Here is a 16,304-nt window from a genome sequence, read left to right on the forward strand (position 1 = left end):
CACCTTCGCTTTAAATTCGGGTGAGTGGTTTCTACGTTTTCTTGTCATCATCTGCTCCAGTCTTTCTGGGGACTATCAAAACAGATCAATCACTTAAAGTCATGTCCGAAAATTGGGGGCCACTTCTATGATCTCTGAATGCGAGTATCTTCAGGTTGTTTGGGTATAAGCGCCATTCATTCAAATGTGATCCATGTACATGTTCGCAACATTACGGGTTGTCATATTTCTGTCCTATGGCTTAATTCGAAAAGAAATCGCTTTCTTTTCGTTTTTCGGTGCTGTTACCCAAGGCGATCTGAATAGCCAATCTAACAAGAATTAAAAAATCGACAGTGAATAACAGTACTCAAAGAAAGTGCGGTTATCCGAAAGGGAGTTTGGAGAGTGTCAAGCAGAATCAACCGAGCTGCTCCTCATGATGAGGAGTGGCTGAGCTACCTCAAGCAAAAAACACAGGATTTAGTGGACACTAAAATCCACGGGGTCTCTTTCAGCCCCTATGTCGATGGACAGGGCCCGGGTTCCATCATCACTGAAGCTCAAATCCACGAAAGGCTTCAGATTATCGCCCCACACGTCAATTGGATCCGTACCTTCTCATGCACAGATGGTAACGAGCTGATTCCAAAAATCGCCAAGGAGTATGGTCTCAAAACCATGGTTGGCGTTTGGATTGACGACAAACATGAAAAAAATGAGGAAGAACTACAGAACGCTATCGCAGTGGCACGTGAAGGCTATGTAGACATTCTGGGTGTCGGCAACGAAGTGCTACTTCGCGAAGATATTCATGAAGACGAACTGATCAGCTACATCGAACGCGCTAAGGCAGAACTACCAGACGTTCAGGTTGGTTATGTCGACGCCTACTACCTTTTTGAGAACCATCCGCGAGTAGCTGATGCCTGCGAAGTGATCCTGACAAACTGTTACCCCTTTTGGGAAGGCTGTCCGATAGACTTCGCCGTGCCATATATGAAGGAAATGTATCGCCGTGCCATCAATGCCGGCAAAGGCAAGCCAGTGATTGTTTCAGAGACTGGCTGGCCAAACGAAGGAGTTCCTGAACGCGGCTCAACACCTTCAGAAGAAAACGCCCTTAAGTACTTTATTGATACTTATGCATGGGCAGAAGAAGAGAACATTGATGTGTTCTATTTCTCGTCTTTCGATGAAGCCTGGAAGGTGGAAAAGGAAGGCGCGGTGGGTGCTTACTGGGGCCTTTGGGATAAAGACGGCAATTTTAAATACTCCCCCATAGATTAAGCACATTCTAAGGAGCACGCAATTTTATGCGGGCATAAGAAAACTAAGGTAAAAAGCGCTATGGAATACAGAAACGCAATTTGCTACTCAGGCTATCGTGAAGGTCAAAACCCTCGTAAGGGAATTTACCCTACATACCAAGAGATCAAAGAAGACCTTCTTATCCTCTCCCACAACTGGTCTGCACTGCGTCTATACGACTGCGGTACTCATGCAAGGCTGGTGTTGGATGTTATTCGCGACGAAGGACTTGATTTCAAAGTGATGCTAGGCGCCGATGTTGCGGCTGAAATGAACAACCCAAATTGCCCTTGGGGAGCACAGTTTAGCGAAGAAACGCTGGAGAAAAACCGCCAGCACAACAAGGAAGAAATCGACCGTCTCATCGAGCTTGCAAACGCATATCCGGAAGTTGTTGGCTATGTATCAGTCGGCAATGAAGCAAGTGTCGAATGGACCGATCATCTGATCTCTGTTGAGAAACTGGTCGAGCACGTGCAGAAAGTGAAAAACAGCATCAGTCAGCCTGTCACTTTCTGTGAAAACTACGTGCCTTGGACATACAAACTGGATGCACTGGTTGAAGTGATTGACTTCATTTCCCTACACACTTACCCAGTTTGGGAATATAAAACTATCGACGACGCGTTGGAGTACACCAAACAGAACTACTACGCTGTTGCTGACCGCTATCCAAACAAACCTGTAGTAATCACCGAAGCAGGTTGGGCGACCGCCTCTAACGGCCGTGGTATTGAAGCATGGAATGCTTCTGAGGAACTTCAGGCAGCTTACTATGACCAACTGCTGCAGTGGACGCGCGATGAAAAGATCCTGACCTTTGTCTTCGAAGCGTTTGACGAGCCATGGAAAGGTGACAACCACCCTGAAGAGCCAGAGAAACACTGGGGTCTATTCAAGGTGGACCGCACACCAAAACTGGTGATGCAGTCACTCTACGGCTGACTACAACGAAGGGCGGATTAACCGCCCTTTTCTTTTCCTGCCTATATCTAGTTTTCTTACAAAGAAGCAAACATCATCGAGATAGCTTCATAGGAACAAAACGAATACCATTGTCACTACTTTCACTTCTTTAAGGTTGCCTAATCTCGGCTTGATTGCCCCTAGTTCCGCGTCATGATCGTAGGCATAGCCTGGGGCCCATACGCGGTCAATCCAGCCTTTCAGCATCGCGGGAAAGCTAAACCACCAGGTAGGAAAAACCAGCACTAAGGATTCTGCCTCCACCAGCTGTTCAAGTTCTTTGTTAAGCTGACTTCGGTCAAAGTCTTCGGCATAGTAGCTCTGCCTTTCTTCAGCACTTAACACTGGGTCGAAGTTAGCGCCATATAGATCCAGCGAGGTGATGCTGTAGCCTTTCGACTCAAGGTGTTTAATCATTTCCTGACAGAGGTAACTGCACAAACTTTCCTTAAGAGGGTGCGAAAGCACCACCAAACACTTCATGACATTCTCCCTAACTGCATTGCTGCTCGGTCTATCAAGATTCAACCATCAAAGGCCAACAGACCCATTAGGAATAATGATAATTCGGATGAGTTTAAGCATTGAATTCATTTTCATACACTTATAGTTGCCAATACCAATAAGGAAATCAACCATTAACCCCTTTAAATACAGAAGATTACAACAGTATTCTGTATTAATAGCTAACACTCAGTTAGCAGCAGTAAACATCCCTATTTGTCAGTTTATCTGGCTTTTCCGACTCTCATAAAAACACATGGAAACAGTAAAAATCGAGAAAGAAGATGAAATAAAAGCCCTTTTCCACTATCATCCTGCCGCCTGAGCGCAAGCGTTTGCTTTTTATTTCACATTCCTTGCCGACAGGCGCCAATCCGATATTTTAGCTCTGGAGGGACGCCTTAATGACCACACTTACAATTACTCGCCCTGACGACTGGCATGTTCACCTTCGCGATGGCGAAGTGCTGACAGATACCGTCCGCGACATCAGCCGTTACAACGGTCGCGCGCTCATCATGCCAAACACCGTTCCTCCTGTGACCAACACTGAAATGGCGCTTGCTTACCGCGAACGCATCATGGCACAAAAGCCTTCTGAGCAATTCGAGCCACTGATGGCGCTCTACCTGACCGACAACACCACACCAGACGAAATCCGTAAAGCGAAAGCCTCTGGCGCTGTTGTTGCTGCGAAGCTTTACCCTGCCGGTGCGACCACCAACTCGGATTCAGGCGTGACCAATGCAAAGAACATCTACCACGTTCTTGAAGCCATGCAGGAAGTGGGCATGTTGCTGTTAGTTCATGGTGAAGTGACCCACCACGAGGTCGACATCTTCGATCGCGAGAAAGAGTTTCTTGATACCGTTCTGGCGCCCATCGTTAACGATTTCCCTAACCTGAAAATCGTCCTTGAGCACATCACCACAGCAGATGCGGCAAACTTCGTGAAAAACGCAAACGAGAACGTTGCAGCAACCATCACCACTCACCACCTGATGTACAACCGCAACCACATGCTGGTTGGAGGCATCAAACCTCACTTCTACTGCCTGCCAATTCTGAAGCGCAACACGCACCAGAAAGCACTTGTTGAAGCAGCGACCAGCGGCAGCAAGAAGTTCTTCCTGGGTACAGATTCAGCGCCACACGCGAAAGGCGCGAAAGAATCAGCATGTGGATGTGCAGGTTCTTACACCGCACACGCAGCACTGGAGCTCTACGCTGAAGTGTTCGAACAAGAAGGTAAACTGGAGAACCTTGAAGCTTTCGCAAGCCAGAACGGCCCAGATTTCTACGGTGTGCCACGTAACACAGACACCGTAACGCTGACCAAAGAAGAGTGGTCAGTGCCAGATACCATGCCATTTGGTTCGGACATAGTTGTGCCAATCCGCGCAGGCGAAACGGTTAGCTGGAAAGTAAAGTAATTCGCTAAAACAAACGAATTTAGAAAACCCAAACAGAAACGCCCCGGCTTTTTAAGCCGGGGCGTTTACAGTTTCAAATTCGCCAATCACTCTAAGACAATGCAGTTTTATTTCTTAGGCATTGGCAGGATTTCAAACAGACCATCGAAACTATCTAGAGTACCTGCCAGCTTAGTAAGAAGTTCTGCATCACCTTTCACGCCTGCCTGACCAGACTTAATCAAGTCCTCCAAGCTGGTTTCACCCAATACCACTTTGGAAAAGTCAGTTTTGTGAATGATGAGTTCAAAATCTACTTTTGGTAGCTCATCAACTTGGATGTTAGCCATGTTCGCGTTAGACACCTCACCGTAGTAACGCTCGCCCAAATCTGGGTGGTAAACACCGAAGTTAAAGTCTAAGCCCGCGGCCTCGGCTTTTGGCGCATTCATGCTTACCGCAATAAAGTCGAGGAACATGCCTGTTGGTGTATTTGCAATCACATCTGGCGAAGCCAGTTTAAGAGATGGCTGTATCTCTCCAGTACGCAACTCTACGGCCCCTTGCAAATAGCTGTTACGCCATGCCATGGTTTCAGACTGATAGCCTTGCTGCTCAAAGCTGTCTGCCAGTGCAAAACGGTATTTGATGTTGCTTGGCTCACACTGAACCAGATCATTGAACAACTGTGACGCTTCCTGGTATTCACCCGCATTGAAGTGCTTCATGCCAGCCTTGTAGAAAGCATCTACTCCAGCGACTTCAACATATACACACGACTTCTCTGTGGTCTGCAGTGGGTTGGTGTTGACTGGGTTCATGTCGTGATATCCAAGATAGAGATTAACTACTGCTCGGGCATTATGACTGTATGAACCGTGGTAACCGTTCGTGTGCCAGGTATCAATCTGAGATTGAGGAACAATCTTCTCGATTTCACGGCCAACGTCATGAATGGTCACGCCATGATTTGCCAGTCGCATCGCTTGGTTATGGATAAAGCCATAGTTGTCGCGTTGTAGCGTCATGTACTCAGAGATTTCATTTACGCCAGTCTCTGCGTCATTCCAAACTGGCGCTGAGTGAGCAGCGTGAATATTGTCGACTAAGCCACTGTCGACAAAACGCATCTTCAGCTCAGTGAGGTACTTGGTCCAAACCATTGAATCCCGGACTTTTGCACCTCGGAAAGTATAGATATTGTGCATGCCATCATAGGTAAGCTCTGCCGTGTTCAGCGAGCGGTACTCAGGCACATAAAGAACAATCTCTGCAGGTGCTTCTGCGCCAGGCATGTTGATGGCATGGAAGTCTACCCCATCAATGTTGATAACTGCCTCACGCTCATGAATTTCATGTGTTGGTGCCACCAGCGTCACTTCTCCACGTGATGTCCCCAAGCCCAGCGCGTTATCGACGATGCCTTTCGCGTTGTTATCCAAAGTGGTGCCGTATTGGTAGTTCGCTCTGCGTCCCATCGCAGTGCCGGCAATCACGTTTTCGTCTGCCAGCTCTTTAATGAAGTCATTCGGTGCATAGATTTCGGCATCTACAGCGAAATCGCCAGATTCAAAAACACCGCGGGAGCCACCAAAGTGGTCTGCATGCATGTGTGAATAGATCATACCTGTGATTTTATGTTCGCCGTTAATTGCCGGTAGGTGCTGTTTCGCAAATTCCCAAGAAGCTGCTGCCGCTTCGCGTGAAAGCAGAGGGTCGTGAATCACATAGCCGTTCTCAGAGCGGTAGATTGTCATATTTGACAGGTCAGCACCGCGAATTTGGTAAACGCCGTCAGTGACTTCATACAGGCCGCCTGCCGCATAATTCAGCATGCCCTGACGCCAGATCGATGGGTTAACGGTAGGCGGTAGATCTTCGACAGACATGTCGGTCATATATTCGAAACGGTTTTTCAACTCACCCGCTTCATGCGTACCAAACTCAGCAATTAGGCCGCGTTTGGTGCGGTCAAACGCTGTTTTATCATTCCAAGGCAGTGTTTTCGCCACAGCCGCATTCGCATTGATGGTGTGTTCAGAGGCAGGCTTGCCTTCGTAGGTATCGATAGATGCATAGTCATTGGCAAAAGCGCCGAAAGACGCAACGATAGCGAGAGACAGAACTGAAGGAGCGAATCGGGTTTTCATAGTGAACCTCTTGGGGTTTCGTTTTGGGTATGGGTGTAATCTACCCTCCCAAAGCATAACCATAAATAAACTGAAATTTATCCAATTCATCTCCATGAATTATGTATAAGACAAAACTGACCGATTAACGCTTGTTCGTTTTGAAAACAGGGGAACGGAAGTGGTTAAGTAGGAATCAAAGGCGGTACAGAGTGGCCGCCTTTCCATGAGGCTTTGGTAAGAGTTACTTTGGCGCGAGCCCCAGATCATCCACCAGCAACTCCATAAACCGTCCTGTGCAGCCACAACCAATATCCAATGCCTTGCCCCGATGCTTTGCAAAGCTCATCGCTTTCTTATGCTGAGCAATACCATTGGTCATGTTGAAGCCCTAATCTGTCCAGAGATGAGTGATTTGATCGTAGGCTTTTCCTATCTGTTCAGGATTCATGTTTATCTCTCGTTGTTAACTGGGTTTCCTTTAAGCGCCTATACCTCAAGCACTTAATGCTTTGATGCGACAAACGCCCTGTACCAATTGCCCGTCACCACAAATTTAGGAAAGGTATAAAGTTGCTCAAGCAAGATTCTCGACATCGCATTTTTGAAGCTTGTAAATGGCTCTGCCGGGTTTGCCTCTTTGCTGTGTCCTAACCCCTGCAAACCGAATGAAACTGCCATTAATAACACTGACATCAGCGCAGCTATCAAATCAAGACCAAGTAGTGAAAACACAAAAGACGCAAAGCCTAAGATAAAGCAGGGAACAAAGATGATATGGATGAGAAGGTTTTTCTTCGATTGATGAAACGTTGAATAGCCTTTCCATTGCCGTTCAATGAGTTCGTTAAGGGGCATGTATCCTCCGTGACTGATGCTTTACCTCTTAGAGGGTGAAACTGTAAACACGCAAATTTAATTGATGAAGGCGATTCCTACCTGACAGATATTGCTCCCTTATCAAGCGAAAAAGAGACTATGCCAGCATGTTATCGCTGGCATTCATATTAACTTGGCTGCCAATGTATTATTGGTCGCAAGCTGTACAGCAAAGATGACAATCGACAGTGTAGCTCCTGTGACAATGTCAAAAGCGAATTACTGAATACTACAAATGTTGAAACGGCTACGGCTTCCGGATCCGAGCATTTTCACATTCCGTTTTTCTCGCAGATTCAACCAGGCAGCACTCTCTTCCGCATTCAGATTTGAAGGCTGGTAATCTAGGTTTGAATGTCGTGACACCAGCACTTGTCTATTGAGATCGTCTGATAAGTTATCCACAATGTTTGTTGTCATTTGGCCATCAGAATACGCCATAACCAGCACGGTATCTTGGCCTTCAAGCTCTTGTGAAAGCAATGATTGATTATCCACACTAAACTGGACTTCTTTATATCCATTTGAACTTTCGGACTGCCCAGACATCGCGCGGTACATTCGGCTGCGTTTTTTCTTCTTCAAACTCGCTAGGGGCGTTTCATTTTCAGAGCTATAAGCATTGACCACTTTAATATTGTTTTTAGCTGCATAGCTTAAGATCGCACTTTGGTTTCCTAGGCCGCGTCTTGTCAACGCTGGAGAGTTTTGCAAGCTTTGCGACAAACGTTGTTCTGTCGCATCGACAAGCACAATCGCCGTCTCTTTGCCTTCACTCAAAGACTGGTTCAATGCTCGACGCACTTCGGTATGAGCTTGCTTTCCTTCCAATGTATCCCACTTAGGTGAGAGAGACCCGGCTGCAGCCGGCCTGACCTCTACTGTGTAAGGGTGATATTGGTACTGCCCTGCAGGCCAGTAGGTATTTCTCTTGTATGCACCAAGGTCATCAGCCAAATGAAACTCACTGAATACCTTTTCATTTTTCAGATACGCTTTTGGTTTGTTTTGCCCGCTAGATATCCAACGGAAATACATATCTTCCCGTCTCATAACAACGTCACTACGAATCGCACTTATCGCAGTCTCAGCATCTCTGCCACTTTCTGCATTGTTGTAATGGGAAATTCCCGTCGTTTGATACTCGGCATTGTCAATCGAATACTCCGTGACTTGCCCGGTTTCAGGATGACGATGTCTGAGTAACACGCTCCCCTGAGGCATTGCACCTGAAGCGTAATCACGAGCATGAATTAATTCATGGCCCAACGCGACCGCTTGATCAAAAGGCTTGTCCGTTCCCGGAATATTGACCACTTCTTTGGTAGAAAAGAACACAGTGTTTGACACGCCTTTTCCATTAAACTGTCGAGGGTAAACAAGCACGGACTTTTGACTATCAACAAAGTTGGAAGGTATAGTCTCGAACAAGCGACCAGCACTTTCCGGTTCGCGAATCACAGTAACCACGTTCACCCTAGTTGTATCAACACCTTGAAGATGTTCAATAAGAGGCTCTACGATATCCTCAGGCGCATTGACTGGTGTGTAAGCAGCGATTTGACGCAATACTTCTCGACCAGTCGGTGACATTTTCAGCCTTTGAATCAGAAGTTTAATATCCTCCAGATAGGCGTCATCTTTTGTTTGAACGTAAAGGTTAGTCGATACTCGATAGAGATTACCGTACTGCGAAGAGTTGTAGCCGTAAATGACCTTCACACCATCTGGAGCAGCATAAAACTCCCCCATGTCTGCACCGCCGCCAGCGAAAGCACTTCCAACTAATGTTGAGAATATAAAACCAATAGGAACTATTTTTACTAATATTTTCATCCCACTAGCCCTCGATCTTAATCTGTAGTTCGATCAGTTCTTCTAACTCTTGAACAAGAACTTCATGAATATGGGGAAGCATCGTCATATCGTTGCTCCGAATCACATCACCCAGTTGTGTAATCGCCAAATCCAACTCACCTTGAGATAATTTGCTACCGACAATAGATAACATCTGCCACAAAACATGTTGCTCCGACGCCATCACCTGCTGAGAAAGGGCATACAAATGCGAATCATTGAGGTACTGCCTATTCACTGCTGATAATGAGCTGTTAAACAGTTGGGGAGCATTACCAGCTGTCGTCAGCACATGCGCTTCAGATTGTTGGTGTTGAGCAATTTGCGCGTACAAAGCCAAATCGCCAAGTAAATAATGCAACTCATTTGCCGTGTTAACTTCACTTACTTTTTGCATGATTTCTGCCACCGCAGCGTTTAAAGTTCTCACCACTGCGTTCTCGTCTGGGCCCACAACTACTTTGTCAAAAGTCTTCGCCATAATTGGAGAATAAAATTGAAGGTTTTTTGCTGAATAGATACTTGGATAAGGAATCGAGTAATAAACATCGCGAATGTAAGCCATGGTGATTGTTTCTTCGAATACTGGCTTGATAAAAGCTCGGAATACTTTATATAGCTTAATATTACTAAAGACATCTCCTGATGGCCTTTCAGTCAAAAGTAATTCGTACCAACGGCTAAGCTGATACCAGTCTTTTCTCTGTTCAGGGTCGTTGGCATCCAGCCCCTGACTATTTAAATACTCGGTTAGGGTTGTTTGATAAGGCAGTACTTGGATGGTGGATAATTGTGTTACTAAGGTTTCAAACATTTGATTCGAAAGTCGACCAAATACATACGCGTAAGCTTGATCACCCAATTTAGCGCGCAATAGCCCAGGCTCCCAGCCATTATTCACCCTCGTTTCCACATAAGATTCCACATCGAAGTCCAGCGATTTCCTAATCACATCCACGAGTTCTTGATCTTTCGATATATGATAGGTGTCATAGAGTGGTCCTGAGTCTTTACATGCATCGAGTGATGCTTGAATACCACCGGGATAAACGGAAGGTATTCCCCAACACTCTCTTGCTGGACTCACTTCAAATGTCGCTGTGTTTATTTGCTCTTCGGACAAATAATCCACGTTCCAATTTGCTTTTGCATATTCACGCAACCCACTCTTTCGCGCCCTCTCTTCCAGCAAACTTCGATTGAGTCTCGCGTATTGGTAGACTTGAGGAATATGGTACTTTGCACGACCGATGACTTCATTACGCAGTGTTTCTTTATGCCTCTGCAAGTTATCCATCGCAGTCTGTACAAGCGAGCGTTTAGCTTCGTGTAGTTTTAAGCGAAGTTGATTTAACTCTGAAGATGACAGTTGATGGGTAATCAACTGCATTCTTGCCTGTCCCTGTGATTTGACACAGTTCGTCAAATGAGCTGGGTTATTCGGCACTTCAGAACACAGAGGTTGATTGAGATTTGCTAGATCTGATACGTGACCATAAACCTTGATATATTCCAGATCCATCCTCGCCATTTGCCTCACAAGCTGACGATCATAACCCGCTGCAATACGACGATATTCCGTATCCGCAGCAAGCAACAGTTGGTCGATGTACATTTCAATCGATGCTTTAACATGGGCGTCGTATTGATTAATCAGCTTAATTGCATCTTCTTTTTTATGATGGAATCGGTTGAAATCAGGGTGATGATCATTAAAAACATAGTGAGTTTTAGATTCAAACTCACCAATTTTCTCTTTCGCTGCAAAGTATTTAATATCGTTGGACAGCATGTTTAGCTCATCACCAACCAGTGGAACAATCGAGAAAACAGCGGCGGTTTTATCTAAACGTGTGGACGACTCATTGGAAAATATAGACGCCATGTTCTCTGCCCACACACCCACAGCAAAAGCATCGCCAACTGGGCCAAGCACTTCGAGTGTTGAACTTCCAACTTGACCCAGACGATTCAATATCGCAGGAGCACTTAACACACTTTCAGACGCTGCCGGTACGCTGTTTAATGCCTCTTCTGTTGCAGGCCATGCCTCTGAAAACAACTGTTGCTGTGAAGAGTGTTCTAACTCACCGAATGTAGAGCCAAACTGAGGCTCTGAGAAAAACTGTTGGTGGAGCTGCCCTTCTAAGCGCTGGCTATCGAAGCTATTTAAGCTTTGCGTATCAGACACACCATCAATAAAACACAGTGAATAGGTAGCTGGACTTAATACAGTCAGAGCAACGAAACTGGGTATTAATTTTTGATTCATTAGGAATATGCTCTTTATATTGTTAAAAGAGTAAAATGAACTGTTCATAACGATGACTTTAAAAAGCGCAAGCTTCAGCGGCTGTGATTTCTTCTCCGCTATGCATATCTTTTATTTTCTTATTGCCCACAGAGCTTGGATCAATTTCTCGATAAACAACGTGAGTCCCCATATAACTCGTTTTAATAGCTGTCACTTCAAAGTAAGAATTTCTATTAATAAGAACCTCCAACTCGCCATCAATAACACTTGGTAATACAATACCGCTTTTACCCTGTTGAAGTTCAAACCTTGCAAGCTGACCAGAATGAAAGTTATAGGCAGCATCTTTTGATATGGATGTTGAAATATAAGAGCTAGGACTAACAATATCCCCAACTTGTATGTCTGACATATAAGCCCCCAGTTCACGTTCGCCTCTAAAGGTAACACCTTGATACTTAGCGCCGCTCTCAAAAGCTGAATCTATATGATCAATGGTATTCAGGGTTTCATCATCAAAAACTCCCGAGATAAAGCTTTCTCGAGTCGATACAAAAGCATAGTCTTGGTATTCGGCCAGTGCTGCGGCTTGTTCTTCCGAAAGAAGACCTCTTTGAACATCAGCTTGTTCGTATAATTCTGTTCTTAGTCTGTTAAATTCCCCATAATCATCAATGCCAGGCTCAGACATAATTTCCATAATCTCTTCTATATCTGAACTACTGTAATATTTATCATTATACTTCAAACCTGCCATTGAGTGAGAACACAAACAAACTTGAATTAATAAGAAAAATAATAATTTTATAGGTTTCATTTTTATTTACCAACATACGTAAAAATCGCCACAACAATAGAGCTGGGAGATTATCGACCACTTATTTTATAAATGACACCTCTCATAAAGATTTCATGAGAGGTAATGGACATCAAAGACAATACAATGCTGAACGGGTTCGAAGTGACATTTCATCTCCACTAAAGATATCGTAAATATTTATATCTGGCTCAGCCTTTAAGTATTTAGAAGGATTTTGTATTTCCCTTAATTTTATGTAATTCTGTTCCGCTGAAATTCTCTCAATCGCTTCAACACGAAAATAAGTGTTAGGCTTCGCTAAGATTTCAGCTTCGTATGCTTTGAACGTATAAGCATTGATTGCTCGCCCTGATGACTTCAAATCAATTTTGAATTGAGCAGCAGACAAGTTCTGATAAACTCCCGTAGCGGAGAAGTTTTTCGCTACGCTTGGAATGGTTGATGTCGATAAGAAAGCCTTTTCATGCAAGATATCGCCAACATTCAGCTTTTCCAGAAGACTGTTCTTAATTGAAGAGCCTCGATAGACCGTCCCTTTAAAGTTAGGCAATTTATTCATTACGCTCCGCATATGAGAAACACGCGTTTTTAGAGCTTCAGCATATCCTGGCATCAGAAATTCATTCGGTTCTCCAGCTCGCATGTACTCATTAACAACATCATGATCGACGCGACCATAACGTTCGATCGCCGAGTACTCCTCTGGGACCATCTTTCTTTCTGCTTTTGCATGATGAACGATTGACCAATCCATCAGGTCATCTGCCATCTGTTCTTGCTGCACAGGCGACAAATCTCGCCCTTTAAACTCAGCGAAATCTTCTGCAAATACATGGCTCTGAACGACAATCGTTAAAAGTGTAGCCAATGCTCTTCTGGTCATATTTTGCTCCCCGCTCAACCGCAAACTAGAGAACGCCATGATGACGTACCCCTGACTGTTAAATAGTCATTCGCTAGGTGATAAACGGTGACAGAAAAGTCTATCAACGCTTCCACTTCATTCGCCGTCAACAAGTTATATCGCCAACCACTGGAAGTTTTTGCCAAATCAGAAAATTTTGACGCCAGTTCATCGACTTGCACTTTGCTTAGCAAAGGAGCTTTCAATGTATCGAATAACGCAACTTGAACTACAAAGCAAAAACAGAAAGTACGGAGCGAAAAACTTTTCAACATAGTCTGTTTCTCCTATTACCAATACCTAGGGTCGTTTGGGCTTAAATCACAGGAGATATTTAACGTATTTTGCTTGTCAGCTCCGTATCGGATCGCACTAAACAGCTCTAACTGTTGACGATTCACGCTATCAAACCAATCAGAAAATGGTGTCAACCAATACAATGATTCGTCACCTGAGACCTTAAATAAGGCATCTCGGAGTTGCGGGTAATTAATTGCACAAGTTCGACCAGGTAGGTTGGTGAAGTTCTCATTAACTTGAACAAGCAGATCCAGCTTTCTACCCAGCTCAGAATTGGCGTTAAACAAGTCATCGATGGAGACATGTAAACGCACGTCATAACTCAAATCTTCACGACTGTTTGCTGGGTAGTAATAAGCAGAGTCACTTTCTTCAATATTATGATAGACATCTAACGTTAAGTAGCGCAGCAGGTGCGCAGGTAAAGGCTCGGAAAGTAATGCGGTCGTCCCCATTTCTCCAGATGCGTAGTGACCAGGAGAAATATTCTGCGCATGGACAATGGCAATGTATCTCTGGAAATCACCAATCTGAGAAGCAAGCCAATCCTCACCATTGCTGTCAGCGACACTCATCGCCTCTAAAATACGGCTTTTTACAATGCCTTTCGCCAATGGCAACGCAGCAGAAAGGTTTCCAATATTTAAGTTCGAAGCCTTAAGTGCTGAGGCAATTAAAGGGGCATGTTTATCAAGGTCGAAACTTCCTGGATAAAGGTAGCTATAAAAACCATTAACATGTATCGCTTGCCATTCGCTCTCCAATGCCGAACGAATAAAACCTTCCAGTTTTGCCAAGCGCTTTGAATGAACGAAATACCCTGAGTCTTTGTTCCTTTCATGCCAATCAGCAATGTGGCGCAATGACGATTCGCGGGAAAGGTTCTCTTTTTCTAAGTAGTCAGAAGACCAAGCAGCACAATCATTACCACCGCCACACTCGGTTTCCAGTGTCGCGCCGGAATCAAACATCCATCGCATCACCCGCGCTTTGTCTGCTTCTGCGTTTCTGATGATACGTTGCTTGTCAGAAAAGCTTAGGATCTGTTGCTCAAGCCAAGCCTCTTCATGTTGAGAGCTCCAACCTTCGTTGATCAGCTCATCCATAGATTGAGAAAAGACGCGCTTTATCACATCGCGATTTGGCATCACCATCTTCGAAATCACTTCATCTTTTGCCGAGTCATAATGCTCTTTCTCTGCAGGAATCCACGTGTACTCAGTACACCCTCTGAAGTTCGGGTCACCCCCAAGTATCCCAATTCGAGTACACTTCTCGTACCCTTCTTGGATAACAAAGTACTTTTGACGACGTTCAGTAGCCGTAGCTGGACGCCCAAAAATACTGCGAGACATCTCATCTATCGCTAAATAATCAGCTTGGTCTTTAAAATAGCGATGGGCTTTTGCAACCGCTTCTGAATCAAACAAACGATCGATGGCATTCATGCCTTCTGCATACATTTCTTCTTTTAACTTAGTTCTAAGCACATCAAGCTGGGAGTTCGCGGTTTCGACGATGTTGATCTTTGCATTGAGAACTTGTCGGTAAAGTTGGTGCAGTGATTGACGCTCTAAGCCTTCCACTTCCCCATTTCTAAGTTCATCAAGCATCGCCACTGCCAGATTCAAATGGTCTTGCTGGCAATGCTGCAAGCGCGCTAAAGCTCGATTGGCTTCCCGCTTCGATGGTACATACATTGGCCGGGTGTTGTTTTCTTCCTGCTCTGGGTACAAAGCCAACAACGCATCAATCTCACTGCGGCAAGTCGAAGCAAGATCAGAGGCAAACAGTCTGGCATTCGCGCCTTCTAGCGCGAGCTTATTAAAAATGGCTTTCTGAACTTCGCTTTCAACCGAGTTAATCAGCGTCTCTGCCAAAACAACTTGTGCATTTAACGCTTCCTGATAATGCTGCTGATACTTAAGCGCCACATCAGAGGCATAACCCTTCGCCAGCGCTTCAAGCATGCGTTGGTGACCGGATGCAAGATCCGCCCAATGCTGTTTATCTTTTTTATCTTGTTGAGTGACGATGTCGTCATGAACGGTAAAAATATAATGATCTCCCGCGGCAACTCGATTCCAACGAGCAGTTAGAATCTTACGATCAATTTCTCGCTCAGGTAGCTTAAGAACACCAAACCAGTCAATCAGGCTCATCACCGTAGCAAAGCGGTCGTACGATGTTTTTGTCTCATCTTCAAAGGCTTGAGCCACATCACTAGCCCACAGACCCACAGCGATGGTATCGCCTACTGGCCCTAAAGCTTCAAGTGCGCCTTTGGCAAAACCCGCAGTCGAGCGCCCTATTGTCGCAAGCAGACTCGCCGCCTCTTCGGATTCGAGAACGGCAACATTGGTAGGACCGATCTCAAGTAGAGATGCAGTTTCAGGGAAAACTTCATCTGCCTCAGTAAGCGAAGGTCGAATGTCAGCGTTGTGTTCTGGCGCAGATAAAAACAAATCTTCTGGCGTTAGGTCTTCACTGTAGTTTCGGTAATTTGACTTACGTATATCGTGGAAACTCTCACGATCCAATACATTGTATTCATCACCAATATTACAAACTTCATAGGCACCAACACAGGGGGAAGCAATGACACAAGCCAATACCAATTTTCGTAACTTCATTTGATTATCCTTGCTTTGAGAAGTTATTCACTTATTTCAGAAAGTAGCAAGCCACCGATTACTTATTCGTAACCGGAATTAAACGTTTTTATTTAAGACGCTCTAGTAATTAACCGTGAGAGCAGAGACTTAGTATTAATTTTTTGGGAGATGTCGAGACATTATTGAGTTCATACAATGCCAAACTTTAGTTGTTGTGCTTATTACCTCCTGCGTATAAGACAGTCTACTAAATAGCTGATCCTAATTGTGAGTCTTTTTTGCCATCCCATGACCTGAGCCAGGATACGGTGATGCCGTCGCCATAAAGTGCTTCACCTGTGCCAATAGCTGGTACATGTACTTGCATTGATGAT

General features: G+C 44.9%; 13 protein-coding genes and 1 pseudogene. 3 read left to right on the forward strand and 11 right to left on the reverse strand.

Annotation, left to right across the window (positions count from 1 at the left end):
• The first annotated feature begins 387 nt into the window (after positions 1–387).
• Together GMA8713_RS23850 and GMA8713_RS23855 are read left to right on the forward strand one after the other, a co-directional pair.
• Positions 388–1,269 carry a glycoside hydrolase family 17 protein gene (locus GMA8713_RS23850; RefSeq protein WP_062714943.1) on the forward strand — a complete coding sequence of 294 codons (882 nt, stop codon included), beginning with the start codon at positions 388–390 and terminating at the stop codon, positions 1,267–1,269.
• A 60-nt stretch (positions 1,270–1,329) separates the two neighbouring features.
• Positions 1,330–2,235 (forward strand): glycoside hydrolase family 17 protein, encoded by a 906-nt coding sequence (locus GMA8713_RS23855; RefSeq protein WP_062714945.1) that lies wholly within the window; start codon positions 1,330–1,332, stop codon positions 2,233–2,235.
• Between the two features lie 87 nt (positions 2,236–2,322).
• Here GMA8713_RS23855 and GMA8713_RS23860 read toward each other — a convergent pair whose 3' ends face one another.
• Positions 2,323–2,739, reverse strand: coding sequence for an NAD(P)H-dependent oxidoreductase (locus GMA8713_RS23860; protein WP_157515753.1), 417 nt, complete (start codon positions 2,737–2,739; stop codon positions 2,323–2,325).
• A 425-nt stretch (positions 2,740–3,164) separates the two neighbouring features.
• Between GMA8713_RS23860 and pyrC the strand changes: the two genes are divergently transcribed.
• Positions 3,165–4,193: a dihydroorotase gene (pyrC, locus tag GMA8713_RS23865; RefSeq protein ID WP_062714948.1), complete on the forward strand. Its 1,029-nt coding sequence runs from the start codon at positions 3,165–3,167 to the stop codon at positions 4,191–4,193.
• 107 nt (positions 4,194–4,300) lie between these two features.
• Here the strand turns inward: pyrC and GMA8713_RS23870 are convergent, their stop codons facing one another.
• The 10 genes and pseudogenes from GMA8713_RS23870 to GMA8713_RS28300 all read right to left on the reverse strand — a co-directional run.
• The gene (locus GMA8713_RS23870; protein WP_062714950.1) at positions 4,301–6,322 is read right to left on the reverse strand and encodes an alkyl/aryl-sulfatase; all 2,022 of its coding nucleotides are present in this window, start codon (positions 6,320–6,322) and stop codon (positions 4,301–4,303) included.
• 223 nt (positions 6,323–6,545) lie between these two features.
• The gene (locus tag GMA8713_RS28295; RefSeq protein ID WP_232314553.1) at positions 6,546–6,683 is read right to left on the reverse strand and encodes a hypothetical protein; all 138 of its coding nucleotides are present in this window, start codon (positions 6,681–6,683) and stop codon (positions 6,546–6,548) included.
• 122 nt (positions 6,684–6,805) lie between these two features.
• Entirely contained in the window at positions 6,806–7,159 is a 354-nt protein-coding gene (locus GMA8713_RS23875) for an Mpo1-like protein (protein ID WP_062714952.1), read from the reverse strand.
• 240 nt (positions 7,160–7,399) lie between these two features.
• Complete coding sequence (locus tag GMA8713_RS23880; RefSeq protein WP_062714954.1) at positions 7,400–9,016, reverse strand: M91 family zinc metallopeptidase; 1,617 nt, start codon at positions 9,014–9,016, stop codon at positions 7,400–7,402.
• A 4-nt stretch (positions 9,017–9,020) separates the two neighbouring features.
• Positions 9,021–11,309 (reverse strand): hypothetical protein, encoded by a 2,289-nt coding sequence (locus GMA8713_RS23885; RefSeq protein WP_062714956.1) that lies wholly within the window; start codon positions 11,307–11,309, stop codon positions 9,021–9,023.
• Between the two features lie 58 nt (positions 11,310–11,367).
• Entirely contained in the window at positions 11,368–12,108 is a 741-nt protein-coding gene (locus GMA8713_RS23890) for an ADP-ribosyltransferase (protein ID WP_062714958.1), read from the reverse strand.
• Between the two features lie 112 nt (positions 12,109–12,220).
• Positions 12,221–12,994: an ADP-ribosyltransferase gene (locus GMA8713_RS23895; protein WP_062714960.1), complete on the reverse strand. Its 774-nt coding sequence runs from the start codon at positions 12,992–12,994 to the stop codon at positions 12,221–12,223.
• 14 nt (positions 12,995–13,008) lie between these two features.
• Positions 13,009–13,290, reverse strand: a complete 282-nt coding sequence (locus tag GMA8713_RS27810) for a hypothetical protein (RefSeq protein ID WP_062714962.1) — start codon at positions 13,288–13,290, stop codon at positions 13,009–13,011.
• 15 nt (positions 13,291–13,305) lie between these two features.
• Positions 13,306–15,948: a hypothetical protein gene (locus GMA8713_RS23905; RefSeq protein ID WP_062714963.1), complete on the reverse strand. Its 2,643-nt coding sequence runs from the start codon at positions 15,946–15,948 to the stop codon at positions 13,306–13,308.
• Between the two features lie 243 nt (positions 15,949–16,191).
• A pseudogene (locus GMA8713_RS28300) lies at positions 16,192–16,304 on the reverse strand (IS630 family transposase); the annotation flags it as partial.

The sequence above is a fragment of the Grimontia marina genome (assembly GCF_900060185.1).
Taxonomy (GTDB): Bacteria; Pseudomonadota; Gammaproteobacteria; order Enterobacterales; family Vibrionaceae; genus Enterovibrio; species Enterovibrio marinus.